Raw genomic sequence first — 24,802 nt, 5'->3', positions numbered from 1 at the left:
TCCGGTCGTTCATGAGAAGAGGCGGGAGAAGCCCGTTTTCTCCGGTTGCGTCTTCAGCGCCCGCATCCTATTTCCATCACGGGGAAATGCCGGTATCGGCATTTCCGTGGCGATCGGGGATATCAGGCGAATGACCAATCTCAAGCTAATGGCACTCGACAACGAAGACCTGGGCGTGATCTCCGCGCATATGCAGGACAGCGTCTTCAAGGTTTCCGACATGTCCTATGCGCCGCGACTCGGGCAGTTTTCCATAGCCGCCAACCGTTTCGTCTGGGAATTGTCGGATCAGAAGGACAAGCCGTTCGAGCGCCATCGCTCGGCGCTGGTGTTCAAGCGGGTGCTGGCGGTGCGCTCCAGCGGGGTCGACCGGCGCCGTCGGGACGAGGTGCTGTCTCTGCTCGCTATCCGCTTCGATCCGAAGGGCGAGGGACCGGATGGCACGATCGAGCTGACGCTCGCCGGCAAGGCGACGATCGCCCTCGATGTCGAATGTATCGAAGTTCAGCTTGCAGATATCGGCGGCGCGTGGGAAACGGCTAACAAGCCCAGTCATCCGGACGAGGCCACTTAGAGCACTTCCAGGAAAAGTGCGAAGCGGTTTTCCGTCCGGAATGCGTAAAGACAAAAGGGTAGAGCGGGAAAGCGATTCCGTGAAACGCTGAACCGCTCTAATGCATGTCGCGCAAAAGTGTGCGGCGGTTTTGCGAAAACGACATGCACAAACAAGGAGCTAAAGCGTGGGAGCGAATCTGAAAGATCGCGACGAGCTTTAGGCGAATGAGTTTCGGCCGTGTGCGGCGGCTTCAGGGAAGGGATTATCAGCGTTGGCTATCTGGCTGGATCAGGCATCGGAAGGTTTCGATGAGCAGTTTGCCGCTTTTCTGACGACCAAGCGGGAAGTGTCCGAGGATGTGAACGCCGTCGTACGCGCGATCATCGACGATGTGCGGGCGCGGGGCGATGCGGCTCTTGCCGATTATTCCAGGAAATTCGAAGGCATCGATTTCGCCACGACCCCGATGCGCGTCAGTGAAGCGGAGATCGATGCGGCAATTGCCGCCGTACCCGCCGAAGTGCTGGGCGCACTGAAGGTCGCCGCCACCCGTATCGAATCGCATCATCGCCGGCAATTGCCGAAGGACGATATCTATGAGGACGATCTCGGCGTCGGTCTCGGCTCGCGCTGGACGGCGATCGAAGCCGTCGGCCTCTATGTGCCCGGTGGCACGGCGAGCTACCCGAGCTCGGTGCTGATGAATGCCGTGCCGGCCAAAGTCGCCGGCGTCGACCGCGTCGTCATCGCCGTGCCGACCATGAAGGGCGCGGTCAATCCGGCGGTTCTGGCGGCGGCCCGCATGGCCGGCGTCGAGGAGATTTACCGCGTTGGCGGCGCGCAGGCGATTGCGGCACTTGCCTACGGCACCGAGACGATTGCCCCGGTCGCCAAGATCACCGGCCCCGGCAATGCCTATGTCGCCGCCGCCAAGCGGCAGGTTTTCGGCACCGTCGGCATTGACATGATCGCCGGTCCTTCGGAAGTGCTCGTCATCGCCGACAAACATAATGATCCGGATTGGCTTGCCGCCGATCTTCTGGCGCAGGCGGAGCATGACGAGGGTGCGCAGGCGATCCTGATCACCGATGATGCCGCATTCGGCAAGGCCGTCGAAGACGCGGTCGAGCGGCAGCTCAAGCAGCTCGGCCGATCGCAGACGGCGGCCGCGAGCTGGCGGGATTTCGGCGCCATCATTCTGGTTTCCGACCTGAAGCAGGCCGTTCCGCTCGCCAACCGCATCGCCGCCGAACATGTCGAGCTCGCCGTCGACGATCCGGACGCGCTGCTTGCCGGCATTCGCAATGCCGGCGCGATCTTCGTCGGCCGTCATACGCCGGAAGTGATCGGCGATTATGTCGGCGGCTCCAATCACGTGCTGCCGACGGCCCGCTCCGCGCGCTTCTCGTCCGGGCTCTCGGTGCTTGATTTCGTCAAGCGCACCTCGATCCTGAGGCTCGGCCCCGAGCAGTTGCGCACGCTTGGACCGGCGGCGATCGCGCTCGCCAATTCCGAAGGGCTCGATGCTCATGCGCGATCCGTTGCGATCCGCCTCAATCTCGAAGGGTAAAGCATGGCTGACAGCGTGTTCCGGCTGAGCGACGTGGTCCTGGACGACACGATCGGCCGTTCGACGCCCGACGTCGAACACGAGCGCGCTGTCGCCATCTTCGATCTGATCGAGGAAAATAGTTTCGAGCCCGTCGGCCATGACGGCGGCCCTTACCGGCTCAATCTATCTTTGGTCGACCAGAAGCTGGTCTTCGATATCCGCATGGAAACGGGGGGCGTCGTCGCCACCCATATCCTGTCGCTGACGCCGTTTCGCCGGATCGTGAAGGACTACTTCATGATCTGCGAAAGCTATTACGAAGCCATCCGCTCGGCCACCCCCAGCCGCATCGAAGCGATCGACATGGGTCGTCGCGGCATTCACAATGAAGGCTCGCGGACGCTGATGGAGCGGCTGAAGGGCAAGATCATCGTGGATTTCGATACGGCCCGACGGCTTTTCACACTCGTCTGCGTGCTCTACTGGCGCGGGTGACGGCGATGGAACAGCCGAAGGCTATCGAGCATAACGGAAAGCCGCCGGGCGCCATTCTCTTCATGTGCGGGCTCAACACCATCCGCTCCCCCATGGCCGAGGCGATCGCGCGCGGGATGCTGCCGCAGGGCACCTATGTTGCCTCGGCGGGGGTCCGCGCCGGCGAACGCAATCCTTTCGTGGATGTCGTCCTCAACGAAATCGGCCTCTCGCTCGGGCGGCGGCAGCCGCAGACGCTGGAGGAACTGGAGGATGATTTCTTCGATGTCATCATCACGCTTTCTCCTGAAGCGCATCATGCGGCGCTGGAGCTGACGCGCGCCAATGCCATCGATGTCATCTATTGGCCGACCATCGATCCCTCTGTTGCGGGCGGCACGCGCGAGCAGATTCTCAATGCTTATCGCGAGGTGAGAGACCATCTTCTCGGCATGATCGAAAGCCGGCTGGTCGAGCATCGCGGCTCTCTTTAGAGTGCCGCGTTAAACAAATGCAGAAAGCCTTATCAACGAGGTTCACAAAACCGCGGCGATTGTGTAGTTTCCGCGCAAATTTCCGGCGGCCTTACTTTTTGGTCATGGGCGCCGGCATCAACCCCACAGGAAAAGAAGCTTTAATGCCGAAAGAAGAAGTCCTTGAATTTCCCGGTGTCGTCACCGAACTGCTGCCGAATGCGACCTTCCGCGTGAAGCTGGAAAACGAGCATGAGATCATCGCTCACACCGCCGGCCGCATGCGCAAGAACCGCATCCGTGTTCTCGCCGGCGACAAGGTGCTCGTGGAAATGACACCCTACGACCTGACCAAGGGCCGCATCACCTATCGTTTCAAGTAGTCCGCAGCTCGCATCCGAGCCGGCCCTCCGTCTGCCGCCTGTCACGGTCGAGGTTTTATGGCGCTGAAACACAAGCTGATACTGGCCTCCGGATCGCCGCGCCGCGTCGACCTCCTGCATCAGGCGGGAATTGAACCGGCGCGCCTGATGCCCATGGATATCGACGAGGCTGCGAAGAAGTCGGAGCACCCGCGCTCGCTGGCACGCCGGCTTTCGGCGGAAAAGAGCGAGGCGGCCTTTGCGGCGGTGAAGGGCGATGTCGCATGGCAGGGAAGCTATATCCTTGCCGCCGACACCGTCGTTGCCGTCGGTCGGCGGATCCTGCCGAAAGCGGAATTCGTCGACGAGGCGTCTTCGGCGCTGCATCTGCTCTCCGGCCGCAGCCATGTCGTCTATACCGGCATCTCCTTGATCACGCCGGATCGCAAACTGCGTCAGAAGGTGGTCGAGACCAAGGTCCGCTTCAAACGGCTGTCCAGCAAGGACATCGACATGTATCTCGCCTCCGGCCAGTGGCGGGGCAAGGCGGGTGCCTACGGCATACAGGGGCTTGCCGGCTCCTTTGTGCAGAAGCTGATCGGCTCCTACACGAATGTCGTTGGATTGCCACTTTATGAAACCATGCTGCTTCTCGCGGGCGAGGGATTCGACGTCTACGCGGAATGGCAGGAAGGATGATCGTCATGGCGGACGATGGCAAAATCGGAGTGGGCGCAAAGATCGAGCCGCTACGCAAGACACGGCCTTGCGCGGAATGCGGGCGGCCCTCTGTGCGCGAACATTATCCCTTCTGCTCGGATCGCTGCCGCTCGCTCGATCTGTCTCGCTGGCTGAACGGCACCTATGGCATTCCCGTGGCCGAGGACGAGACCAAGGCGTCCGACGAGGAATAGGCGCTTTGCCATTTCGACGAAGCCCTTCATTTTATTTATGAATCGCCAAAAATCCATTTCCTGTCAAAAAAGAGTCATTTGCGGCTGGACATGGGCGAACAAGATGCTATAACCCCGCTCGCTTCCGGGGCGAACCAACCGCCCAGGGTCTTCCAAGACCTTTCGATCAGCGTGAAGCAAGGATGCCCAGGTAGCTCAGTTGGTAGAGCAGCGGATTGAAAATCCGCGTGTCACTGGTTCGATTCCGGTCCTGGGCACCATTCTATCTTCACGATCATCGGTGCCCGCGGAGGCCTTATCGGCTGTAAGCAATGACGCGCCTAAAGTGCAGCACGGCAGTTGCCTGTTGCATGTCCACCCAGGCAAGTGGTCAGCGGCGGGAGGTTGATTCTGCTCCAGAGTCCGATCCTGGATTTCCCTTTGTTTTAATCGCGATATCGCGGCTCAAGGCTGTCTGAAGAAGAGCGAATCCGCTTCGCGTTTTCGCCCGGGCTGTCAAGCGCGTCTAATGGTGGAGGCGTGGCCAAACTTCGCAACTTTAGAGGTATTAATTATTAATTCCGGTGAAAGAACCTTTCAAGATATTGATGGCTAATGCAATCAAGCGTACGAATTATTGAAGGGTCACCTATTGATTCGAAGCGAGTATTACCGCACCTTAGATACTGGCGGGAAACGATCTCGCTAAGTCCGGCGTTTATTGCAAATAGCAAGCTATCGAGGCGCCATGTTAAACAACGATGTGCTATTTAACACGTTCGCCCGTTCTTTCGAAGCACGGCGCGAAGTCGAGATGTCATTCTCTGAATACCTGGATGCGTGCCGGGATGATCCGCTCATGTACGCCAATGCGTCGGAGCGCCTGCTGGCCGCGATGGGTGAACCGCTGCTGATCGATACGGCCAAGGATACCCGCCTCGGGCGTATCTTCATGAACCGAACCATCCGGACCTATCCGGCTTTTTCGGGCTTCTTCGGCATGGAAGAGACGATCGAACGCATCGTCGCCTTCTTCCGCCATGCGGCGCAGGGGCTGGAGGAGCGCAAGCAGATCCTCTATCTGCTCGGGCCTGTCGGCGGCGGTAAATCCTCGCTTGCCGAGCGGCTGAAGTCGCTGATGGAGGTTCATCCCATCTATGTGCTGAAGGCCGGCAACGAGCTCAGTCCGGTGTTCGAAAGCCCGCTCAGCGTGTTCGATCCGGTGTCTATGGGGCCGATGGTCGAGGAGCGCTACGGCATCCCGCGCCGGCGGCTAACCGGGCTGATGAGCCCGTGGTGCCTGAAGCGGCTGGAAGAGTTCGAGGGCGATATTTCCCGCTTCCGTGTGGTCAGGATACAGCCATCCAGGCTGCGGCAAATCGCCGTCGCTAAGACCGAACCGGGTGACGAGAACAACCAGGATATTTCCTCGCTAGTCGGCAAGGTCGATATCCGCAAGCTCGAAAGCCTGGCGCAGAACGATCCGGATGCCTACAGCTATTCCGGTGCGCTCAATCGCGCCAACCAGGGCATTCTCGAATTCGTGGAAATGTTCAAGGCGCCGATCAAGATGCTGCATCCTCTGCTGACGGCGACGCAGGAGGGCAATTATATCGGCACCGAGAACATCGGCGCCATTCCCTTCTCCGGCATCATTCTCGCTCACTCGAACGAGTCGGAATGGCAGACATTCAAGTCCAACAAGAACAACGAGGCTTTCATCGACCGCATCTGCGTCGTGAAAGTACCTTATTGCCTGCGGGTCACCGAAGAGCAGAAAATCTACGAGAAGCTGATCGAGGAGTCCGAACTTAGCGACGCGCCCTGCGCGCCGTCGACGCTGGAGACGCTTGCTCGCTTCACGGTTCTGACAAGGCTTGCCAAGCACGAGAACTCGACGGCCTTCTCGAAACTTCGGGTCTACGACGGCGAAAGCCTGAAGGAGACCGATCCGAGGGCGCGCAGCGTGCAGGAGTATCGCGATGCGGCCGGTGTCGACGAAGGCATGGATGGGGCTTCCACCCGCTTCGCCTTCAAGGTGCTGGCGGCGACCTTCAACTACGATACGACGGAGATCGGCGCCGATCCGGTGCATCTGATGTATATGCTGGAGCAGGCGATCCGCCGCGAGCAACTGCCGCTCGAAACGGAAAAGCTCTACATCGAGTTCATCAAGAGCGAACTTGGCCCGCGCTATGCGGAATTTATTGGACATGAGATTCAAAAAGCCTATCTGGAATCCTATGCGGATTACGGCCAGAATCTCTTTGACCGATATGTCGATTACGCCGATGCCTGGATCGAGGATGTCGATTTCAAGGATCCGGATACCGGCCAGCTTCTGGACCGAGAGCTTCTCAACCAGGAACTGACCAAAATCGAAAAGCCGGCGGGTATCGCCAATCCCAAGGACTTCCGCAACGAGATTGTGAAATTCTGCCTGCGGGCGCGGGCAAGCCACGGCGGTAAGAATCCGTCCTGGACCAGTTACGAGAAGATTCGCGAGGTCATCGAAAAGCGAATGTTCTCCCAGGTCGAGGACCTCCTGCCGGTGATCTCGTTCGGGTCCAAGAAGGATGGCGAGACGGAAAAGAAACATGGCGAATTCGTCGAACGCATGATGGCGCGGGGCTATACCGAGCGTCAGGTTCGACGGCTTGTGGAATGGTACATGCGTGTGAAACAGGCAGGATGAGCCACCAAGGAAGAAGGAATGCACATTGTTGACCGACGCCTGAATCCAGGCGGCAAAAGTCTAGAAAATCGTCAACGGTTTTTGCGGAGAGCAAAAGCGCTGGTGCAGAGAGCGGTCTATGAATCCTCTCAAAATCGCGACATTCAGGACATTCTGAAGGGCGGTGAGATCAGCATTCCCATCGATGGAACCGAGGAGCCCCGGTTCCATCGCGGCCCGGATGGCCTCCATGAGCATATACTTCCCGGTAATAAGGACTTCCTTGAAGGCGACATTCTTCCGCGGCCGGAGAGCGGCGGCGGAAGGGGGCGGGCCGGCGGCGAGGGCAGCGGCGAAGACGCCTTCCGCTTCATTCTCACCCGCGACGAATTCCTCGACCTTTTCCTCGACGATCTTGAACTTCCCGATCTTGCCAAGAAGCGATTGACGACCACCGATCAGCCCAATCCGGTGCGATCGGGCTATTCGGTAACGGGATCGCCGGCCAATCTTGCCATCAACCGCACCATGCGGCTGGCGATGATGCGGCGCGTGGCGCTGCACCGTCCGAAGCCCGAAACTGTCGCCGAGCTTATTGCCGAGGCGGCCGAATGCAAGGATGAGGAACGCCGCGCCGCGCTCGAGGCGGAGATCAAGGTGCTGGAATCGAAGGTCCGGCGTATTCCCTATATTGACCCGATCGATATCCGCTACCGCCGTTTCGAGAACGAGCCGAAGCCCGTGGCGCAGGCCGTAATGTTCTGCCTGATGGATGTTTCCGGCTCGATGTCGGAGCACATGAAGGATCTCGCCAAGCGCTTCTACATGCTGCTCTACATCTTCCTGACGAGGCAATATCGCCGCGTCGAGATCGTCTTCATCCGTCACACGGACGTGGCCGAAGAGGTGGATGAGGAAACGTTCTTCCGCAGCCCGGCGACCGGCGGGACGCAGGTGTCGAGCGCTCTCGAAGCCATGCGGCGGATCGTTCATGATCGTTTTCCGCCATCGGACTGGAACATCTACGCGGCGCAGGCATCGGATGGCGACAATGCCTATTCGGACAATGCGACCGCGGCGGCGCTGCTCACCAACGCCATCCTGCCGGTCAGCCAATATTTTGCCTATCTGGAGGTGGGGGAGGCGCGGAGCGTCGCGATCTCGTCCGGTTCGGCGCTCTGGTCGCTCTATGAGCGCATTCAGGTGGGCTGGCCGGTGCTGTCGATGCGCCGCGTCAGCGATCGCAGCCAGATCTATCCAGTCTTCCATGATCTCTTTCAGCGCCGGGCGGCGGAAACCAGGAGCGGATAATGGCAAAGGCATCGATGGAGCGGCTTTTTGACGGTGCGGACTGGGATTTCGCCACCATCCAGCGGATCCACAATGCCTGCGAGCGGATCGCCATCGACGAACTCGGCCTCAATGTCTATCCCAATCAGATCGAGATCATCACGGCCGAACAGATGCTCGATGTCTATTCCTCGATCGGCATGCCGCTGTTCTACAAGCATTGGTCCTTCGGAAAGCATTTCGCGCATCACGAGGCTTTTTATCGCAAGGGTCTGCGCGGCCTTGCCTATGAGATCGTCATCAACAGTTCGCCCTGCATCTCCTATCTGATGGAGGAGAATACCGCGACGATGCAGGCGCTGGTGGTCGCCCACGCCGCCTTCGGGCACAATCATTTTTTCAAGAACAATTACCTGTTCAAGCTCTGGACGGATGCGGAGGGTATTCTCGATTACCTCAACTTCGCCAAGGGCTATATCGCCCGTTGTGAGGAGCGCTACGGCCATGCCGCCGTGGAGCGGACGCTGGATGCGGCGCATGCCCTGATGTCGCACGGCGTCCATCGCTATGCCGGTAAAAAGACGCTCGATCTTCGCGACGAGGAGCGGCGCGAACGCGAGCGGCGAGAATATGACGAGCGGATCTTCAACGATCTCTGGCGCACGGTTCCGGTCGCAAAAGGCAAGAAGGCGCCCGACCTCGATCTCGAGCACCGGCGTTCGCTCACCGGCCTGCCGCAGGAAAATATCCTCTATTTCCTGGAGAAGATGGCGCCGCGGATGAAGCCCTGGCAGCGAGAGATCCTGCGCATCGTCCGGCATGTGGCGCAGTATTTCTATCCACAAAGCCAGACCAAGGTCATGAACGAGGGCACGGCGACCTATGTGCATTACCGCATCATGACGCGGCTGCACGAACTTGGGGGCATCGGCGACGGCGATTTCCTCGAATTCCTGAAGTCGCATACCAATGTCGTCTTCCAGCCGTCCTTCAACGATCCGCGTTTCTCCGGCTTCAATCCCTACGCGCTCGGTTTCGCCATGATGCAGGATATCGAGCGGATCGTGACGAAGCCGAAGGATGAGGATCGGCAATGGTTCCCGGATATTGCCGGCACCGGCGATGCCATGGCGGTGCTGCGCGATCTTTGGGCCAATTATCGCGACGAAAGCTTTGTATCGCAATTCCTCAGCCCGCATCTGATGCGCAAGATGCGCATGTTTCACCTCACGGACGATCCGGAAGAGGAAGAGGGATTGCTGGTGGCGGCAATCCATGACGAGCGCGGCTACAAGCGCATTCGGCGCGAGCTGGCGCGGCAATATGATGTCGGTTGGATCGATCCGCACATCGAGATCGTTGATGTCGATCTTGCCGGCGACCGGCGGCTCATGCTCAAGCATACGGTGCTGAACGGCCGCCTGCTTGAGGATATTGATGCCAAGCGCGTGCTGCAGCATCTTGCCGATCTCTGGAGCTACGATGTGCTCCTGCAGGAGGTCGACCGCTCCGGTTCAGTCCTTCGCGACCACCTCGTCCATCCGCGCCCCTCGGCCATTGCCGCTTGACGGCGCAAAATTTCAGGCTGCTTCCTTCGACTGGCGATAATGGCCGCTCACCTGCCTGCCGTCTTCCGGCCGCAGCATGAAAAAGCCGGGCAGGCCGAGAAGCGGGATCGCGGCCATCAGCAGAAATGCCAGATGAAATTTTTCCGGCGTCAGCGGCGATCCGTCCAGTGTGACGAGGCCAAGCAGCATGGCGGCGATGGAGACGCCGAAGCTGACGCTCAACTGCTGCAGCACGCCGCCGAGGCTGGTGGCGCGGCTGAGCTGGGCGGCAGGCGTTTCGGAATAGGAGAGGGTGTTCGACGTCATGAACTGCGCTGCCCGCGCAAGGCCGAAGACGAAGACATAGGTGATGATGAACCAATGCGGCGTCGTCGGCCCGATAAGGGCGAAGCCGGCGACGATGGCAGCGCCGAAGACGGCGCTCCAGATCAGCACGCGATCAAAGCCGAAACGGCGCAGCATAAGCGATGAAACCGGGCGTACGGCGAGAGCGCTCAAGGCGCTGACGAAGGTGAGCGTGCCCGAAATGATGGGGCTCAAGCCGAAGCCGACCTGCAGCATCAGCGGAAGCAGGAAGGGCGTTCCATTGAGGCCGACGCGACAGATGCCGCCGGCCAAGGTGCCGACGCGGAACGTGCGCTGCTTGAATAGCGTCAAATCGACGGCCGGCGATTCCGCCGTCTTCGCATAGCGGATGAAGCCGAGGAGAAGCAGACCGGCAGCGGCAAGTACGACGACTATGGCCCAGACGGGAATGGTCGGCCGGCCGACATTCTCGATGCCGTATTGCAGCAGCACGCAGCCGACGCCGACCATGATGAAGCCCGGAAAATCGAATTTGATCGAGGTGTCGCGCACGGTGTCCTGGACATAACGCAGCGCCATCGCCATGCCGATGATGCCGAAAGGCAGGTTGACCCAGAAGATCCATCGCCAGGAGAGATAGGTCGTGAGAAAACCGCCGAGCACGGGGCCGATCACCGGGCCGATAATGGCCGGCAAGGTCATGTAGGTCATCGCGGTGATCAACTGACTGCGGGGAAAGCTGCGGATGAGGATGAGGCGCCCGACCGGCGTCATCATCGCGCCGCCGAAACCCTGCAAGGCGCGGGTCACAATCAGCATCGGCAGGCTTGTCGCCAGGCCGCACAGGATCGAGCCGAGGGTGAAGGTGAAGAGCGACAGCGCAAAGATCCGTCGCGCGCCAAAGCGGTCGGCGAACCAGCCGCTGACCGGGATGAACATGGCGAGCGTCAGGATATAGGTCGTGACCGCGAGGTTCATTCGCACGGGCGTCGTAGCGAGGCTTCTGGCGATATCGGGGATGGCGGTGACGAGGATGGTCGCATCGAGCTGTTCCATCAGGAACGCGACGGCGACTACGGCCGGGATGATGTAGCGCAGGCGGGGGTCACGGTCGATCGCGAAGGTCTGGCCTTCCAGGGCGGTATCTGTCGAATCCATCAGAATGCAAATGCTTTCCACGGCCGGGTGGGAGGACCGGCGCGTCAATGCTGGCGCATGATCTCACCCAAGAACCGCTTCGCACTTTCTGGGAAATCACGCAGTCTGGGAATCATGCAAATGAGCGGCCGGCGATTCACCGGCCATCGGATCGGCGATATTTGACCACTATGGATGGCGCGGTGCAACAAAAAGCGGGCGAACAGCGATAGTTAGCAGCAAAAGCGATGTAAAATTTTCGCGAGCGGTTTGCTATCTGGCAGGTGGTGGCGATCGGAGCGTCCATCGGGCCTTGTCGAAGACGATGGCGGTACGGATTTGTTCCGGCGCCTTTCTCTGTAGTCCAAGCTGCAGATTGAAGCTTCGGTCGTTCCTGAACTCCCGGAAGAAGCTGAGTTTTGCGCCGAAAGCTTCCAGCGTTACGTCCTGCAGTTTGCCGATCGCGTCGAGCGCTGTCTGGAAGTCGAGCCAGCGGGTTTCTGTCAGCAGCAGGACGACGGCGTCGATGAATGTCGCGCCGATGGCCCGGCCGTCCGCATTGTCGGGCATGATCACCTTGATACGGATATTGTCGAGCTCCCCGCCCGGCGCGCCGCGGACGATGATGAAGAATGACGCGGCACGGGGGTCACCGTTGCCGCCTTTCTGGATCTGGTAGCTGCATTCGAAAGTTTCCGCGCCAACCGCGCTCTGCTTCCATTCGCCGACGGGCAGGCCCGATTTCGCAAGGTCGGCACAGAGCGCCTGGCCCGTTATTCGCCAGCTCCGCACGAATGCGCCGCGCAAGGCATCGACAGGCGGGTCGAATATGTGGGAGCGCCGGGCCGGAGCCGGTTTCGCCGTTGTCGGGCTTTTGGCGGGTGCGGCCTGCTTCTGCGCAGGCGCGGCCGTCGTTGCAGGATTGGCCGTCGCATTCTTCTCGACGGCGACTTCGGCTGGTTTGGAAGTCGAAGGTTGGGTGGCGGTTTGCGGGGCGGCTGCTGTCACGGCAGGGGGTGCGGGCTGCTGTGCCGAGCCGTTGAACAGATCGAGATGATAGCGCAGATCGAGCGCTCTCAGATTGCGCATGTCGTTGGCAAGCAATGCCGTGACTAAAATGATCGAGCCGATGACGATCGTCGCAATCCAGAAGACAGCCCTGCTTTTCTTGCGAGGTGGCGCGACCGACATGGTTCAGATCTACAGCTACTCCAGAGGAAACCTGCTTAACTGCAACGGGTTGGCATTCTGCAGCCGATCCATAGCTACAGAATATGCGTTTATGAACGATTGATCACTCTACCAATTCTTGTCAAATCGCCGCGCTTGTTCAGGCGAAATGCGCCTTCAGCGCCCTGACGGTCGCAGCGTCTGTGCGGCGCACCGTCGATGGCGAAAATCCGAAGGCGAGCAGGCCTTCATTCATCTCCGGCTCGGCAATAGAGCAGGAGGCATGGATTTCGCTGATCGGCAGTCGCGGCCACAGCTTGCCGACTGTGCCGATGTTGACGCCCGAGCCAGGCATGATGGAAATGCGGCCGGCGGCACTGGCGATCGCCTGTTCCAATCCGGCGAGCCCCTCGACGGCCGTCTTCTCGCGGCCCGAGGTCAGGATGCGTTCGAAGCCCAGCGAGATGGCGAGTTCCACCGCCTCCTCGATATCGGGAACAAGATCGAAGGCGCGATGCAATGTCTTGCCGAGGCTTCCCGCATGCGCGACGAGCGCGCGGAGCGTATCGCTGTCCAGCCGGCCGTCTGGCAAGGAGGCGCCGAGGACGACGCCCGGCAGGCCGGCATGCCTGGCGGCATCGATGTCGCTCTTCATGACCGCCACTTCATCGGCTGAGTAGACGAAGCTACCGGCGCGGGGGCGGATCATGGCATAGGCGGGGACGGGTGCGCGCGCCGCTGCCAGCATCAGGCCGGCACTCGGTGTCAGGCCGCCAACGGCAAGAGCGCTGCAAAGCTCGATGCGATCCGCGCCGCCGGCAACAGCGGCGTTGAGGCCGGCAATATCCTCGACACAGACCTCAAGCAGCATGGCTTCGTTCTTCGGCAAATTTCAGTCCTAGCAAGGCCGCGCCGATCAGGCCGGGCTCAACCTTGCATTCGCTCGGAACGACGAGCGGGCGGTCGAACTTGCGGAGAGTGCGGGCGCGAACCGCCGTGTCCAATCGCGCCAGCAGGGGCTCGACATTCGAAAGACCACCGCCGACCGGGACGATGGTCGCACCGGTGATGTTGATGGTCAGCGCTAGCGGCGAAGCGACGAGATCGACGAGGACATCGATCGTCCGCTCCGCCTTGGCGTCGCCATCAAGCCACTGCCCGATAATTTCTTCGCTGGAAAATTCCAAACCATGCAGGGTCTTGTGCAGGCGCTCGACCCCGCGGGCGCCGCCGATCGTATCGACGCAGCCGTTTTGGCCGCAGCCGCAGGGATAGGCGGGAATGACAGCCGGCGGATGGCCGGCGAAGGAGGCGATGATCGGGCCGTGGCCCCACTCGCCGGCAAAGCCGCCGGCGGCGTTGACGAGGCGGCCATCAGCCACCAGGCCGCCGCCGACGCCGGTGCCGAGAATGGCTCCGAAGACAATGCGGTGCCCGCGCCCGGCGCCGGACATGGCCTCTGCCATGGCGAAGCAATCGGCATCGTTGGCGATCAGGACGGGGTAGCCGAGTTCCGCCTCCAGTTCGGCGGCAAGGCGCCGGCCGTGGATGCAGGGAATGTTGGCGCAGGTGAGCGCCTGCGTATCGGGGTCCACAACGCCGGCAATGGAAAAGGAGATGCAATCCGGCTTCTCGCCGGTCTCGGCGATAACGGCGCGCAAGGCGGCGACGAATGCGCCGAAATCATGCTTCGGAGTCGGGCGGCGAGCGAGCGGCGTGATGTCCGTCATGGCATGGGCAATGCCGCCCTTGATGGCGGTGCCCCCGATGTCGAAAGAAACGATCATAAAGAGTGGCCTGCAGGAAACGTCCTGCGCTTGCTCGCACCCTTTGCCGGTCTTTGCAAGACCATTCCGCGGTTCTTCCGGTCTCGCCTTGTTCAAGCTTCGGGCGGGGTGATCCTCGCCTCAAATCCGTCCACCTGATCGGTTGCGGGGGACAGGAGATCGAGGCGGCCGCCGATCTGCGCGACAATGCGCTCGGCGATGGCAAGGCCGAGGCCGGAGCCGGCGGCTTTCGTCTTGCCGCGCCAGAAGCGTTTTTTCAGATCGGCCAGTTCCTCTTGCGACAGAACATGGCCCCCATTCAGGATACGGATCGTTCCTGCCCGGTCGATCCTGACGGTTACCTCGTCATCGGTCGGACCATGAATCAACGCGTTTTCGATGAGGTTGCGCATCGCGATGGCGAAGGCATCGATATCGACGTTGCGGATGAGCTTTCCGTCGGCCTGGTTCTCCAGGAGAATGCGGCCCGCCGTGCCCGAATCCCGATCGTAGTCGCCGATGACGGTTTCGATGATGGCAATCAGATCGGCGGGCTTGTCGCCGGTGCCAATGCCGGCCTGGGCACGAGAGAGCTGCAGCAGCTTTTCCGCGAGGCGCCCGAGATTGGAAAGCGAAATCTCGATCCGTGCGGCGCGTTCGGTGAGCGGTCCTTTCGGCAGCTCGGCGATCAGCCGCTGGGTCTGCGCGAGTGCGCCGGCAATCGGGGTGCGCAGTTCATGGGCGCTGTTGGCGGTGAATTCGCGCTCGGCCTCGAGCGCGGAGCGCAGCCGGCCGAGGAGCAAATTGACGGAACGGCCTATCGGGCGGAGTTCGCGCGGCAGCGTCTCGCTCTCCAACGGCGCCATATTGCCGCCGTCCTTGGTGGCAATTTCCGATCGCAGCCGGTCGATCGGCCGAAGTGAGCGGCCGACGATGAACCAGATGGCGACGATGCTGCCCGGAATGAGGACAAGCAGCGGCCAGAGCAGGGCAACACCACTCTCGCGCGACGCTTCCCGGCGGTTCTTGAAGGCGTCAGCGACGTGCAGGAAGAGCGAGCCGTTGGAAGAGGATTCGGTGTAGATGCGGTATTGCGGCGTGTTGTGGAAACCGATCTTCAAGGGCACATCGTAGGGTGTTTTCGGCGCATCGTGTGAATGCAGTATGAGCTTGCCTGTCGCGTCGAGCACCTGGTAGGTCAGGTATTCCTTGTTCAGTCCCCTCTCCATGTTTTCAAGGATTTGCGGATCGGCGGCGGGATCGCGATCGGCAAGATCGTCGACCACCAGCGGCATCAGCCGCTGTGCGGTTTCCTGCAAGGCTCCGTCGAAGGTCTCGGAGAGCTCCTTGTTGACCACATAGACGCCGATGCCGACGGCCATCAGCCAAAACAGGACGACCGTACCGGTCAGCGCTGCGATCAGGCGGCGGGTGATGCTGGTGCGGTTGAGGCTTTTGCGCGTCATCTTTCACCCAGGCAATAGCCGACGCCGCGGGCCGTGCGGATGCGATCCTTGCCGATCTTCTTGCGCAGGCGGCTGACATAGACCTCGACGGTGTTGCTTTCGATTTCCGAACCGAAAGCATAAAGCGCCTCTTCGATTTGGTCCTTCGAGACGATGGCGCCCGGCCGCGCCACAAGCAAATCGAGGACGGCCCATTCCCGCCCGGTCAGCACGATATCCTTGCCGGAGAGCGTGATGCGCCGTTGCGGCAGGTCGATTTCGAGATCGGCAAAACGAACGGTCGGCTGCGGGCTGCCGCTATAACGGCGGGCCACGGCCATGATGCGGGCCGTAAGCTCGCCGAGATTGAAAGGCTTGACGAGATAATCGTCGGCCCCGCTGTTCAGGCCTTCGATGCGGTCGGAGATCTGGTCGCGGGCGGTCAGAATGATGACGGGCGTCTCATCGGGCTTGCGGCGCAGCTTCTTCAGGAAGTCGATGCCGATGCCGTCGGGAAGCTGAAGGTCGAGCAGGATGAGACCATAATGCACGGCGCTGGTCGCCTCTGCCGCATCGGCAAGGTTTTTCACCCAGTCGATGGCATGCGGGGTCGCAGCGATATGGTCGCGAACCGCGCCCCCGATCATATCGTCGTCTTCGACCAGAAGAATCCTCACCTGTCCCTCGCAACCATCGCCGGCGCATCAGTTAATGCCGACGAACCTATCTGGTCAATAAAGGCCGAAATAAGCCACAATGGGAAGCACAGCTCTTATCCCTGACCTCTCCGGCCGATAACGTTCACGACAGCTATGGACAGAGATCGGAGCCGCGATTACTTCTTTGCTCCCAATAAGGAGCGCGGCTGTCGGAACTGCCGCTGATCGAAGAGCTGGAGGAGACTCGTTCATGCTGAAGGGAATTTCACCGCTATTGAATGCGGATGTGCTGCATGCGTTGAAATCGATGGGGCATGGCGACATGCTGGCGATCGTCGACACGAATTTTCCGGCCGATGCGATTGCGCGCCAAACCAGGCTCGGACACCTTCTGCGGATCGACAATGTCTCGGCGGCCGAGGCTATTGCGGCGGTACTTTCGCTGATGCCGCTCGATACGTTCATCACCGATGCGGCGGCGCGCATGGAAGTGGTCGGGGCGGCCAATGAGGTGCCGCAGGTCCAGCAGGAAGTACAGGCTGCGATCGATCGCGTTGAAGGCAAGCACTGGCCTCTGACGCCGGTCGAGCGTTTTGCTTTCTATGAACGGGCAAAAGCCGCCTATTGCGTGATCCAGACCGGCGAACGCCGCTTCTATGGCTGTTTCACCTTGACCAAAGGCGTCATCCCGCCGGAAACTGAGTGACGTACCGCACTGGCGCCGTGTCGGGTTAATGGGTGCTGCTTTCGCAGAGGAATGTGATGGTCAGGAAGTTGGATTCCCAGGGGCGGCTTGACGATGCGGCGCGAGCCGGCTGGCTGTATTACGTTGCCGGGCGAACGCAGGACGAGATCGCCATTGCCATGGGAATCTCCCGGCAATCGGCGCAGCGGTTGGTCTCGCTCGCGGTTGCCGAAAGGCTGATCAAGGTACGGCTGGACCATCCGATCGCCGCCTGCCTCGAATATGCGGTGGCGCTGCGGGAAAAGTTCAAGCTCCGGCATGTCGAAGTGGTGCCGAGCGATCCGGACGGAACATCCTCTACGGTCGGCATCGCCGAAGCGGGGGCCGCCGAAATCGAGCGCTGGCTGAAGCGCAGCGATCCGATCGTGCTGGCGATCGGCACCGGCCGCACGCTGAAGGCGGCGGTCGATCAGCTACCGGCTATTGAATGTCCGCAGCACCGGATCGTCTCGCTGACCGGCAATATCGGTCCGGATGGCTCGGCGGCCTATTACAATGTCATCTTCAGCATGGCCGACGCGATTAAGGCGCGGCACTATCCCATGCCGCTGCCGGTGCTCGTCTCCTCGGCCGAGGAGCGCGAACTTCTGCATGCGCAGGCACTCGTACGCTCGACGCTCGATATCAGTGCGCAGGCCGACGTGACTTTCGTCGGCATTGGTGAGATGGGCATCGAGGCGCCGCTTTGTCTCGACGGCTTTCTCGAGAGGGACGAGATGCTGGCGCTGATGAAGCGGGGAGCGGCCGGCGAAATCTGCGGCTGGGTGTTCGACGGCGACGGCAAGTTGATGTCGGATGCCATCAACGACCGGGTCGCCAGCGCGCCGCTTCCGCCGCGCGAAGCCTCTTCCGTCATCGGGATTGCCAAGGGCAAACGCAAGTTCGAAGCGATCAAAGCGGCTGTTACCGGCCATCAGATCAACGGTTTGATCACTGACGAAGCGGTGGCCGAATTTCTGCTCAAAGACTGAGCAAAAAATAACCTTATAAAAACAAAGCGATGAACTGCGTGTTCGGCACCGCAGCAATGAATCCGCATTGACATTTTGTCGCAAGGGGTGAGTAATTGCTCACGAGCAAAGCGAATGCTCATAGCTAGCTGATCTTCTGGGAGGAAGATATGAAATTGAAAACTTTCCTGCTGGGCGCGTGCTCCGCACTGATGTTTGCTGGAATGGCGTCCGCCGAAACCCTCACGATTGCCACCGTGAACAACGGCGACATGGTCCGTATGCAGAAGCTTACGGACGATTTCAAAGCTAAAAACCCCGACATCGACCTGCAGTGGGTCACGCTCGAGGAAAACGTATTGCGCCAGAAGGTGACGACCGACATCGCTACCAAGGGCGGCCAATACGACGTGCTGACGATCGGCACCTATGAAGTACCGATCTGGAGTAAGCTCGGCTGGCTCGCGCCGCTTGACAAGCTTTCTTCCGACAAGAACTACGATGTGGATGACCTTCTCCCGGCTATCCGCAGCGGCCTGACGGTAGACGGCAAGCTCTATGCCGCTCCGTTCTACGGCGAAAGCTCGATGGTGATGTACCGCAAGGACCTCTTCGACAAGGCCGGCTTGAAGATGCCGGATGCGCCGACTTGGGATTTCATCGCGGATGCAGCCCGCAAGATCACCGACAAGGATCACGAAGTCTACGGCATCTGCCTTCGCGGCAAGGCCGGCTGGGGCGAAAACATGGCTTTCCTGACGGCGATGTCGAACTCGTTCGGCGCTCGCTGGTTCGACGAGAAGTGGAAGGCACAGTTCGATCAGCCGGAATGGAAGGACACGCTCGACTTCTACGTCAAGCTGATGAAGGACGCCGGCCCTCCGGGCGCTTCGTCCAACGGCTTCAACGAAAACCTGGCTCTGTTCCAGTCCGGCAAGTGCGGCATGTGGATCGATGCAACGGTCGCAGCTTCCTTCGTTTCCGACCCGAAGCAATCGAAAGTTGCCGACAAGGTTGGTTTCGCTCTGGCGCCGGACAAGGGCCTTGGCAAGCGCGGCAACTGGCTCTGGGCATGGAGCCTGGCGATCCCGGCCTCCTCGAAGAAGACCGAAGCTGCTGAGAAGTTCATCTCCTGGGCAACCGGCAAGGACTACATCAACCTTGTTGCTCAGAAGGAAGGCTGGCTGAATGCACCTCCCGGCACCCGCGCATCGCTCTATGCGAATGCGGATTACCAGAAGGCAGCACCTTTCGCGAAGATGACGCTCGACTCGATCAACTCGGCCGATCCGACCCATCCGACCGTTAAGCCGGTCCCGTATGTCGGCGTGCAGTTCGTCGCTATCCCTGAGTTCCAGGGTATCGGCACCGCCGTCGGCCAGCAGTTCTCTGCTGCCCTTGCCGGCCAGGTCCCGGTCGATACTGCGCTTAAGTCGGCACAGCAACTGACCAGCCGTGAAATGACCAAGGCTGGCTATCCGAAATAAAAAACCTCCCAAGGTATGAAGGGGCGCGTCTCGCAGCCGCTCCCCTTCCTTCAGGTCGCCGAGTGTCCGAACTGCTCTTCGGCGGCCTCTTTTATTTCAGCCGGTCGCGGCCACTCTCCTTGCTAAAAGATAGGTCGGTACTTGCCATGGCAACGTTACACACCCGTTCTACCGCACGCGTCATGATGGCGCCCTCGGTTTTGCTTCTCTTCGCGTGGATGATCGTCCCGCTGGTCATGACGATCTATTTCTCGACGCTGAATTACAACCTCATGTCCCCCGGTGCGCATGACTTCATCGGGTTCTTGAACTACGAATATTTCGTCACCGACCCGGCCTTCTGGAATTCGCTGATCGTCACGATCCTGCTCGTGGCCGGCGCCTTGATCATTACGGTGGTCGGCGGCATTGCTCTCGCGCTTCTTCTCGATCAGCCGATCTTCGGCCAAGGCATCGTGCGCATGCTGGTGCTGGCGCCCTTCTTCGTCATGCCGACGGTCGCTGCCCTCATTTGGAAACATATGTTCATGAACCCGGTGAACGGGCTTTTCGCGTATGTGTTCAAGCTTTTCGGGCTCTCTCCGCTGACCTGGCTGGAAACGATTCCGCTGTTCTCGATCATCATCATTATTGCCTGGCAGTGGCTGCCCTTCGCAACGCTCATCCTGCTGACCGCTTTGCAGTCGCTCGACGAGGAGCAGAAGGAAGCCGCCGAAATGGACGGCGCCGGCGCGGTCTCGAAGTTCCTCTATATCATCCTGCCGCATCTCGCACGTGCGATCACGGTCGTCATCCTCATCGAGACGATCTTCCTGCTCTCGGCCTTCGCCGAAATCCTGGTCACCACCAATGGCGGTCCGGGCACGGCAACGACCAACCTCACTTACCTGGTCTATTCGCAGCTCGTTCTGCAGCAGGACGTCGGCGGCGCATCGGCGGGCGGCATCATCGCCGTCATCCTCGCCAATATCGTCGCGATCTTCCTGATGCGCGCGGTCGGCAAGAATCTGGAGGCTTAAGATGGCTCGCACTGTCTCAACCAAACGCAAGGTGGTCGTATCCGTCGCCGCATGGGTGGTCGCGATCCTGATCTTCTTCCCGATCCTCTGGACGTTCCTGACGAGCTTCAAGACGGAAGGCGATGCCATCGCCTCGCCTCCGCAATTCCTATTCTTCCATTGGACGCTGGAGAACTATTTCGAGGTGCAATCGCGCTCGAACTATTTCCTTCACTTCGGCAATTCGGTCCTCATCGCCTTCGGCTCGACGATCCTCGGTTTGCTCGTCGCCGTTCCGGCCGCCTGGGCGATGGCCTTTTCGCCGACCAAGCGCACCAAGGACGTGTTGATGTGGATGCTGTCCACCAAGATGATGCCGCCGGTCGGCGCCTTCATCCCGATCTACCTGCTGTTCCAGGCTTTCGGCCTGCTCAACAATCAGTTTGCCAGCCGGTTCGGGATGGTCGTCGTGCTGATGCTGATCAACCTGCCGATCATCGTCTGGATGCTCTACACCTACTTCAAGGAAATCCCCGGCGAGATCCTGGAAGCGGCCCGCATGGACGGTGCGTCGCTGGCCAAGGAGATCATCTATGTGCTGACGCCGATGGCGATCCCGGGCCTTGCCTCGACGATGCTGCTCAACATCATCCTCGCGTGGAACGAGGCCTTCTGGACGCTGAACCTCTCCGCAGTGGACGCGGCGCCGCTCAGCACCTTCATCGCCTCCTATTCCAGCCCGGAAGGCTTGTTCTACGCCAAGCTTTCGGCGGCATCGACCATGGCGATCGCCCCGATCCTGATCCTCGGCTGGTTTTCGCAAAAACAACTCGTTCGCGGCCTCACCTTCGGCGCGGTTAAGTAAGGAAGAGAAACATGGGTAGCATTGTCCTTAAGAAGGTTTCTAAGGTCTTCGGCGAAGCCAAGGTCATCCCTTCCATCGACCTCGAAATCAACAACGGCGAGTTCGTCGTGTTCGTCGGCCCCTCCGGTTGCGGCAAGTCCACGCTGCTGCGCCTGATCGCTGGCCTCGAGGATGTATCCAGCGGCCAGATCCTGATCGACGGCAAGGACGGCACCAATCTGGCGCCAGCCGAGCGCGGCCTTGCCATGGTGTTCCAGTCCTACGCACTCTATCCGCACATGAGCGTTCGCAAGAACATCGCTTTTCCGCTGAAGATGGCGAACATGCCGCAGGCGGAGATCGACAAGAAGGTGGCGGAAGCGGCGCGTGTGCTGAACCTGACGGATTATCTGGAACGCAAGCCGCGCCAGCTCTCCGGCGGCCAGCGCCAGCGCGTCGCCATCGGCCGCGCCATCGTGCGCCAGCCCGCAGCCTTCCTGTTCGATGAGCCCTTGTCGAATCTCGATGCGGCATTGCGCGTCAACATGCGCCTCGAAATCAGCGAACTGCACCAGCAACTCAAGACGACGATGGTCTATGTGACGCACGACCAGGTCGAAGCCATGACCATGGCGGACAAGATCGTGGTCCTGAACCGCGGCAATATCGAGCAGGTCGGTTCACCGCTCGAACTCTACCGCAACCCGCAGAACCTCTTTGTAGCGGGCTTCATCGGCTCGCCGAAGATGAACTTCGTCACCGGGGCCTATGCTCAGAACCTCGGCGCGCAAACGATCGGCGTCCGTCCGGAACACGTGCTTCTGTCGACCACCGAAGGCGACTGGCAGGGCAAGGTGAACGTCGCCGAACATCTCGGCTCCGATACGTTCCTGCATATCGATGCCGATGGGATCGGCACCATCACGGCCCGCGGAACCGGCGACTTCCCGGCGCGCGCCGGCGATACCGTCTATCTGACGCCGGACAAATCCCGCATCCACCGGTTCAACGAAAGGGGCCAGTCGATCTAATCGAAAGCCCCGCCACGCCCGGCCTCACGCGGCATGGCGAATACTATTCAAACCTGAGCCCGCATCGGGCGGGCCCAGGTCATCCTAGCCGGATGAGCCATCCCCGATCCATCCGGAGCAGAAGACCTTTCAGAAGGACTTGAGACATGACGTGCAAATTATCGCTCGCGACCCTTCAGGAGGCGGCTGCAACGGCTGCCATCCCGACCTATGATCCAAAGTCACTGTCGGCGGGCATCGTTCATTTCGGCGTCGGCAATTTCCATCGCGCTCACCAAGCAATCTACCTCGATGACCTCTTCAATGCCGGCCAGGATCATGATTGGGCGATCATCGGCGCGGGCGTCCTGCCTTCGGACGCCGCCATGCGCGAGAAACTCGCGGCTCAGAATTTCCTGACGACGGTGGTCGAGCAGGACAATAATCGCACCGCCGCACGTATCACGGCGCCAATGATCGACATCCTGCCGGTTGGCGATGCCAAGGTCATCATCGCCAAGCTTGCCGATCCTTCGACCCGCATCGTCTCGATGACGATCACCGAAGGTGGCTATTTCATCGATGCCTCCGGTAAATTCAATCCGGGCCATCCGGCGATCGTTGCCGACGGCCAGCACCCGGACGAGCCGAAGACGGTCTTCGGCCTGATCGTTGCCGGCCTCCAGGCCCGCAGCGCCGCCGGGCTGCAGCCCTTCACCGTCATGTCCTGCGACAATATTCCTCACAATGGCGGCGTCACCAAAGCCGCCGTCGTCGGCACGGCGAAGCTTTCGGATCCGGCCTTTGCCGATTGGATCGCCGCCAATGTCGCCTTCCCGAACGGCATGGTCGATCGCATTACCCCGGCAACCGGCGCACGCGAGATCGATCTGCTGAAGGAAGCCTTCGATATCGAGGATAACTGGCCGGTCTATTGCGAAGAGTTCAAGCAATGGGTGCTGGAGGATAATTTCCCAGCGGGCCGTCCGGCACTGGAAAAGGTCGGCGTCACCTTCGTCCCGGATGTTACGCCTTACGAGCACATGAAGATCCGCATCCTCAATGGCGGCCATGCGGCAATTGCCTATCCGGCGGCGCTGATGGATGTGCATTTCGTGCACGAGGCCATGGAAGAGCCTCTGATCCGCGCTTATCTCGCAAAGCTCGAGAACGAAGAGATCATTCCCGTGATCCCGCCGGTGCCGAACACCGTGCTTGCCGGTTATTTCAAGCTGATCGAGCGCCGCTTCTCCAATCCGAAGATTGCCGACACCATCCCGCGCCTGGCGCAGGACGGTTCGAACCGGCAGCCGAAGTTCATTCTGCCGTCGACGGCCGATCGTCTCCGCCGCAAGGAGGATGTCGTGGGCCTGGCGCTGGTTTCGGCGCTGTGGTGCCGTTACTTCGCCGGCACGACCGATAGCGGCAAGGATATCGTCTTCAACGATGCCAGTGCCGACCGGCTGCATGCTGCAGCGCTGAAGGCCAAGGACGATCCGAACGCCTTTCTCGTCTTCGACGATATCTTCGGCAACGTTGCCAAATCGGATCTCTTCCGCAGGCGCTTTGCCCACGCATTAAAAACGCTGTGGGAAAAGGGTACCCGCGCCACCTTGCAGCTTTATCTCGATAACAAACTCGCGGAATAACTGTCCACCGGCCGGGGCGCCCTAGTCCCGGCCGAATTTTTATGGCCAAGCCTGCGTTTGAGAGACGCGGCTCAAAAACAGGGTTCGGGTTGGATCTGCGATGACTGGTGCGGAGAAGGGACTCGTAATCTTCGACTGCGATGGCGTACTCGTCGACAGTGAGCCGCTGTCCGTCAGCGTGCTCATCCAGGCCATGCACGACGTCGGCGTGGATATGAGCGAGGAAGACATCTATAGCCGCTTCCTCGGCAAGAGCCTTGCCACGCTCGTCGACACGCTGGAGACCGAGTTCGACGTTTTCATCGATCAGGATTTTCTCGATCGTATCCGCAACGACCTTTATGACCGCTTCCGGCAGGAATTGAAGCCGATCGATGGCGTTGCCGAGACGCTGGATGCGCTGACAACTCGGCGTTGCGTCGCTTCCTCCAGCCAGATAGAGCGCATTCGATTGTCGCTCGGCGTTACCGGCCTGCTGCCGCGGTTGGAGCCGAATATTTTCAGCGCCAGCATGGTCAAGCGCGGCAAACCGGCGCCCGATCTCTTCCTTTATGCCGCCAAGCAGATGCAGGTCGCTCCGCAAGACTGTATCGTCATCGAAGACAGCCCGGCCGGCATTACGGCGGCGAGAGCGGCAGGCATGACGGTTTTCGCCTTCACCGGCGGCTCGCATGCCCATTCGCCAAGTTATCGGGCGGAACTGGAGCGGCTTTCTCCAGAAGTCGTGTTTGACGCAATGTCGGATTTGATACACCTTGTCCGCAGCAAGACGTAAGTGGATGGGGCCTCTGCTG

The 24,802-nt window shown here is 60.3% G+C and carries 24 protein-coding genes and 1 tRNA gene; 19 read left to right on the top strand and 6 right to left on the bottom strand.

Going from position 1 to position 24,802, the window contains the following annotated elements; all coding sequences use genetic code 11:
• Nucleotides 1–130: 130 nt before the first annotated feature.
• The 11 genes from QDY28_RS11740 to QDY28_RS11690 all read left to right on the top strand — a co-directional run bounded on the left by QDY28_RS11740 (nt 131) and on the right by QDY28_RS11690 (nt 9,842).
• Entirely contained in the window at nt 131–574 is a 444-nt protein-coding gene (locus QDY28_RS11740) for a DUF2948 family protein (RefSeq protein WP_331381843.1), read from the top strand.
• A gap of 253 nt (nt 575–827) precedes the next feature.
• The gene (gene hisD / locus QDY28_RS11735; protein WP_331381842.1) at nt 828–2,126 is read left to right on the top strand and encodes a histidinol dehydrogenase; all 1,299 of its coding nucleotides are present in this window, start codon (nt 828–830) and stop codon (nt 2,124–2,126) included.
• 3 nt (nt 2,127–2,129) lie between these two features.
• Nucleotides 2,130–2,603, top strand: a complete 474-nt coding sequence (locus tag QDY28_RS11730) for a UPF0262 family protein (RefSeq protein ID WP_331381841.1) — start codon at nt 2,130–2,132, stop codon at nt 2,601–2,603.
• 5 nt (nt 2,604–2,608) lie between these two features.
• The gene (locus QDY28_RS11725) at nt 2,609–3,076 is read left to right on the top strand and encodes an arsenate-mycothiol transferase ArsC (protein ID WP_331381840.1); all 468 of its coding nucleotides are present in this window, start codon (nt 2,609–2,611) and stop codon (nt 3,074–3,076) included.
• Nucleotides 3,077–3,219: 143 nt separating this feature from the next.
• Complete coding sequence (infA, locus tag QDY28_RS11720; RefSeq protein WP_004117876.1) at nt 3,220–3,438, top strand: translation initiation factor IF-1; 219 nt, start codon at nt 3,220–3,222, stop codon at nt 3,436–3,438.
• A 57-nt stretch (nt 3,439–3,495) separates the two neighbouring features.
• Nucleotides 3,496–4,116, top strand: coding sequence for a Maf-like protein (locus tag QDY28_RS11715; RefSeq protein WP_331381839.1), 621 nt, complete (start codon nt 3,496–3,498; stop codon nt 4,114–4,116).
• A 5-nt stretch (nt 4,117–4,121) separates the two neighbouring features.
• On the top strand, nt 4,122–4,331 hold the full coding sequence (yacG, locus tag QDY28_RS11710) for a DNA gyrase inhibitor YacG (RefSeq protein ID WP_331381838.1): 210 nt from the start codon (nt 4,122–4,124) through the stop codon (nt 4,329–4,331).
• Between the two features lie 184 nt (nt 4,332–4,515).
• Nucleotides 4,516–4,591, top strand: a tRNA-Phe gene (locus QDY28_RS11705).
• Between the two features lie 467 nt (nt 4,592–5,058).
• Nucleotides 5,059–7,005, top strand: coding sequence for a PrkA family serine protein kinase (locus QDY28_RS11700; RefSeq protein WP_331381837.1), 1,947 nt, complete (start codon nt 5,059–5,061; stop codon nt 7,003–7,005).
• An 18-nt stretch (nt 7,006–7,023) separates the two neighbouring features.
• Nucleotides 7,024–8,295 (top strand): YeaH/YhbH family protein, encoded by a 1,272-nt coding sequence (locus QDY28_RS11695; protein ID WP_331381836.1) that lies wholly within the window; start codon nt 7,024–7,026, stop codon nt 8,293–8,295.
• Nucleotides 8,295–9,842: a SpoVR family protein gene (locus QDY28_RS11690; protein WP_331381835.1), complete on the top strand. Its 1,548-nt coding sequence runs from the start codon at nt 8,295–8,297 to the stop codon at nt 9,840–9,842. The genes QDY28_RS11695 and QDY28_RS11690 overlap by 1 nt, the downstream gene beginning before the upstream one ends.
• 12 nt (nt 9,843–9,854) lie before the next feature.
• On the opposite strand, the gene QDY28_RS11685 is transcribed toward QDY28_RS11690, so the two are convergent.
• The 6 genes from QDY28_RS11685 to QDY28_RS11660 all read right to left on the bottom strand — a co-directional run bounded on the left by QDY28_RS11685 (nt 9,855) and on the right by QDY28_RS11660 (nt 16,343).
• Nucleotides 9,855–11,306 carry a DHA2 family efflux MFS transporter permease subunit gene (locus QDY28_RS11685; RefSeq protein WP_331381834.1) on the bottom strand — a complete coding sequence of 484 codons (1,452 nt, stop codon included), beginning with the start codon at nt 11,304–11,306 and terminating at the stop codon, nt 9,855–9,857.
• A gap of 252 nt (nt 11,307–11,558) precedes the next feature.
• Nucleotides 11,559–12,476, bottom strand: a complete 918-nt coding sequence (locus tag QDY28_RS11680; protein ID WP_331381833.1) for a DUF6030 family protein — start codon at nt 12,474–12,476, stop codon at nt 11,559–11,561.
• Between the two features lie 139 nt (nt 12,477–12,615).
• The gene (locus tag QDY28_RS11675; RefSeq protein ID WP_331381948.1) at nt 12,616–13,326 is read right to left on the bottom strand and encodes a copper homeostasis protein CutC; all 711 of its coding nucleotides are present in this window, start codon (nt 13,324–13,326) and stop codon (nt 12,616–12,618) included.
• Nucleotides 13,316–14,242 carry an ROK family protein gene (locus QDY28_RS11670; RefSeq protein WP_331381832.1) on the bottom strand — a complete coding sequence of 309 codons (927 nt, stop codon included), beginning with the start codon at nt 14,240–14,242 and terminating at the stop codon, nt 13,316–13,318. Before QDY28_RS11670 ends, QDY28_RS11675 begins: the two co-directional genes overlap by 11 nt.
• Before the next feature lie 92 nt (nt 14,243–14,334).
• Nucleotides 14,335–15,687 (bottom strand): ATP-binding protein, encoded by a 1,353-nt coding sequence (locus QDY28_RS11665; protein ID WP_331381831.1) that lies wholly within the window; start codon nt 15,685–15,687, stop codon nt 14,335–14,337.
• Nucleotides 15,684–16,343 carry a response regulator transcription factor gene (locus QDY28_RS11660; protein ID WP_331381830.1) on the bottom strand — a complete coding sequence of 220 codons (660 nt, stop codon included), beginning with the start codon at nt 16,341–16,343 and terminating at the stop codon, nt 15,684–15,686. Before QDY28_RS11660 ends, QDY28_RS11665 begins: the two co-directional genes overlap by 4 nt.
• A 232-nt stretch (nt 16,344–16,575) precedes the next feature.
• Here QDY28_RS11660 and QDY28_RS11655 point away from each other — a divergent pair, with 232 nt between their 5' ends.
• The 8 genes from QDY28_RS11655 (at nt 16,576) to QDY28_RS11620 (ending at nt 24,783) form a co-directional block, all read left to right on the top strand.
• Nucleotides 16,576–17,031, top strand: coding sequence for an RbsD/FucU family protein (locus QDY28_RS11655; protein WP_331381829.1), 456 nt, complete (start codon nt 16,576–16,578; stop codon nt 17,029–17,031).
• A gap of 56 nt (nt 17,032–17,087) precedes the next feature.
• A complete protein-coding gene (locus QDY28_RS11650) occupies nt 17,088–18,041 on the top strand; it encodes a sugar-binding transcriptional regulator (protein ID WP_331381828.1) in 954 nt (317 codons plus the stop codon).
• Between the two features lie 149 nt (nt 18,042–18,190).
• Nucleotides 18,191–19,507, top strand: a complete 1,317-nt coding sequence (locus QDY28_RS11645) for an ABC transporter substrate-binding protein (RefSeq protein ID WP_331381827.1) — start codon at nt 18,191–18,193, stop codon at nt 19,505–19,507.
• 146 nt (nt 19,508–19,653) lie between these two features.
• Nucleotides 19,654–20,526, top strand: coding sequence for a carbohydrate ABC transporter permease (locus QDY28_RS11640; RefSeq protein WP_331381826.1), 873 nt, complete (start codon nt 19,654–19,656; stop codon nt 20,524–20,526).
• Nucleotide 20,527: 1 nt separating this feature from the next.
• A complete protein-coding gene (locus QDY28_RS11635) occupies nt 20,528–21,370 on the top strand; it encodes a carbohydrate ABC transporter permease (RefSeq protein ID WP_331381825.1) in 843 nt (280 codons plus the stop codon).
• 11 nt (nt 21,371–21,381) lie between these two features.
• Nucleotides 21,382–22,380 carry an ABC transporter ATP-binding protein gene (locus QDY28_RS11630; RefSeq protein WP_331381824.1) on the top strand — a complete coding sequence of 333 codons (999 nt, stop codon included), beginning with the start codon at nt 21,382–21,384 and terminating at the stop codon, nt 22,378–22,380.
• A 146-nt stretch (nt 22,381–22,526) separates the two neighbouring features.
• Nucleotides 22,527–24,008, top strand: coding sequence for a mannitol dehydrogenase family protein (locus tag QDY28_RS11625; RefSeq protein WP_331381823.1), 1,482 nt, complete (start codon nt 22,527–22,529; stop codon nt 24,006–24,008).
• A 100-nt stretch (nt 24,009–24,108) separates the two neighbouring features.
• Entirely contained in the window at nt 24,109–24,783 is a 675-nt protein-coding gene (locus tag QDY28_RS11620; protein ID WP_331381822.1) for an HAD family hydrolase, read from the top strand.
• Nucleotides 24,784–24,802 lie beyond the last annotated feature (19 nt).

The organism is Rhizobium sp. BR 362, from assembly GCF_036528765.1.
In the GTDB taxonomy this organism is placed as follows: Bacteria; Pseudomonadota; Alphaproteobacteria; order Rhizobiales; family Rhizobiaceae; genus Rhizobium.
The sequence above is the reverse complement of the archived record's forward strand: the minus strand, read 5'-3'. Positions and strand labels throughout refer to the sequence as shown.

What these genes read in the sequence shown, in the direction of transcription:
- QDY28_RS11740 (WP_331381843.1), top strand. Translation starts at nt 131, where the DNA reads ATGACCAATCTCAAGCTAATGGCACTCGACAACGAAGACCTGGGCGTG.
- QDY28_RS11730 (WP_331381841.1), top strand. Translation starts at nt 2,130, where the DNA reads ATGGCTGACAGCGTGTTCCGGCTGAGCGACGTGGTCCTGGACGACACG.
- QDY28_RS11725 (WP_331381840.1), top strand. Translation starts at nt 2,609, where the DNA reads ATGGAACAGCCGAAGGCTATCGAGCATAACGGAAAGCCGCCGGGCGCC.
- infA (WP_004117876.1), top strand. Translation starts at nt 3,220, where the DNA reads ATGCCGAAAGAAGAAGTCCTTGAATTTCCCGGTGTCGTCACCGAACTG.
- QDY28_RS11715 (WP_331381839.1), top strand. Translation starts at nt 3,496, where the DNA reads ATGGCGCTGAAACACAAGCTGATACTGGCCTCCGGATCGCCGCGCCGC.
- yacG (WP_331381838.1), top strand. Translation starts at nt 4,122, where the DNA reads ATGGCGGACGATGGCAAAATCGGAGTGGGCGCAAAGATCGAGCCGCTA.
- QDY28_RS11700 (WP_331381837.1), top strand. Translation starts at nt 5,059, where the DNA reads ATGTTAAACAACGATGTGCTATTTAACACGTTCGCCCGTTCTTTCGAA.
- QDY28_RS11695 (WP_331381836.1), top strand. Translation starts at nt 7,024, where the DNA reads ATGCACATTGTTGACCGACGCCTGAATCCAGGCGGCAAAAGTCTAGAA.
- QDY28_RS11690 (WP_331381835.1), top strand. Translation starts at nt 8,295, where the DNA reads ATGGCAAAGGCATCGATGGAGCGGCTTTTTGACGGTGCGGACTGGGAT.
- QDY28_RS11685 (WP_331381834.1), bottom strand. Translation starts at nt 11,306, where the DNA reads ATGGATTCGACAGATACCGCCCTGGAAGGCCAGACCTTCGCGATCGAC.
- QDY28_RS11680 (WP_331381833.1), bottom strand. Translation starts at nt 12,476, where the DNA reads ATGTCGGTCGCGCCACCTCGCAAGAAAAGCAGGGCTGTCTTCTGGATT.
- QDY28_RS11675 (WP_331381948.1), bottom strand. Translation starts at nt 13,326, where the DNA reads ATGCTGCTTGAGGTCTGTGTCGAGGATATTGCCGGCCTCAACGCCGCT.
- QDY28_RS11670 (WP_331381832.1), bottom strand. Translation starts at nt 14,242, where the DNA reads ATGATCGTTTCTTTCGACATCGGGGGCACCGCCATCAAGGGCGGCATT.
- QDY28_RS11665 (WP_331381831.1), bottom strand. Translation starts at nt 15,687, where the DNA reads ATGACGCGCAAAAGCCTCAACCGCACCAGCATCACCCGCCGCCTGATC.
- QDY28_RS11655 (WP_331381829.1), top strand. Translation starts at nt 16,576, where the DNA reads ATGCTGAAGGGAATTTCACCGCTATTGAATGCGGATGTGCTGCATGCG.
- QDY28_RS11650 (WP_331381828.1), top strand. Translation starts at nt 17,088, where the DNA reads ATGGTCAGGAAGTTGGATTCCCAGGGGCGGCTTGACGATGCGGCGCGA.
- QDY28_RS11645 (WP_331381827.1), top strand. Translation starts at nt 18,191, where the DNA reads ATGAAATTGAAAACTTTCCTGCTGGGCGCGTGCTCCGCACTGATGTTT.
- QDY28_RS11640 (WP_331381826.1), top strand. Translation starts at nt 19,654, where the DNA reads ATGGCAACGTTACACACCCGTTCTACCGCACGCGTCATGATGGCGCCC.
- QDY28_RS11635 (WP_331381825.1), top strand. Translation starts at nt 20,528, where the DNA reads ATGGCTCGCACTGTCTCAACCAAACGCAAGGTGGTCGTATCCGTCGCC.
- QDY28_RS11630 (WP_331381824.1), top strand. Translation starts at nt 21,382, where the DNA reads ATGGGTAGCATTGTCCTTAAGAAGGTTTCTAAGGTCTTCGGCGAAGCC.
- QDY28_RS11625 (WP_331381823.1), top strand. Translation starts at nt 22,527, where the DNA reads ATGACGTGCAAATTATCGCTCGCGACCCTTCAGGAGGCGGCTGCAACG.
- QDY28_RS11620 (WP_331381822.1), top strand. Translation starts at nt 24,109, where the DNA reads ATGACTGGTGCGGAGAAGGGACTCGTAATCTTCGACTGCGATGGCGTA.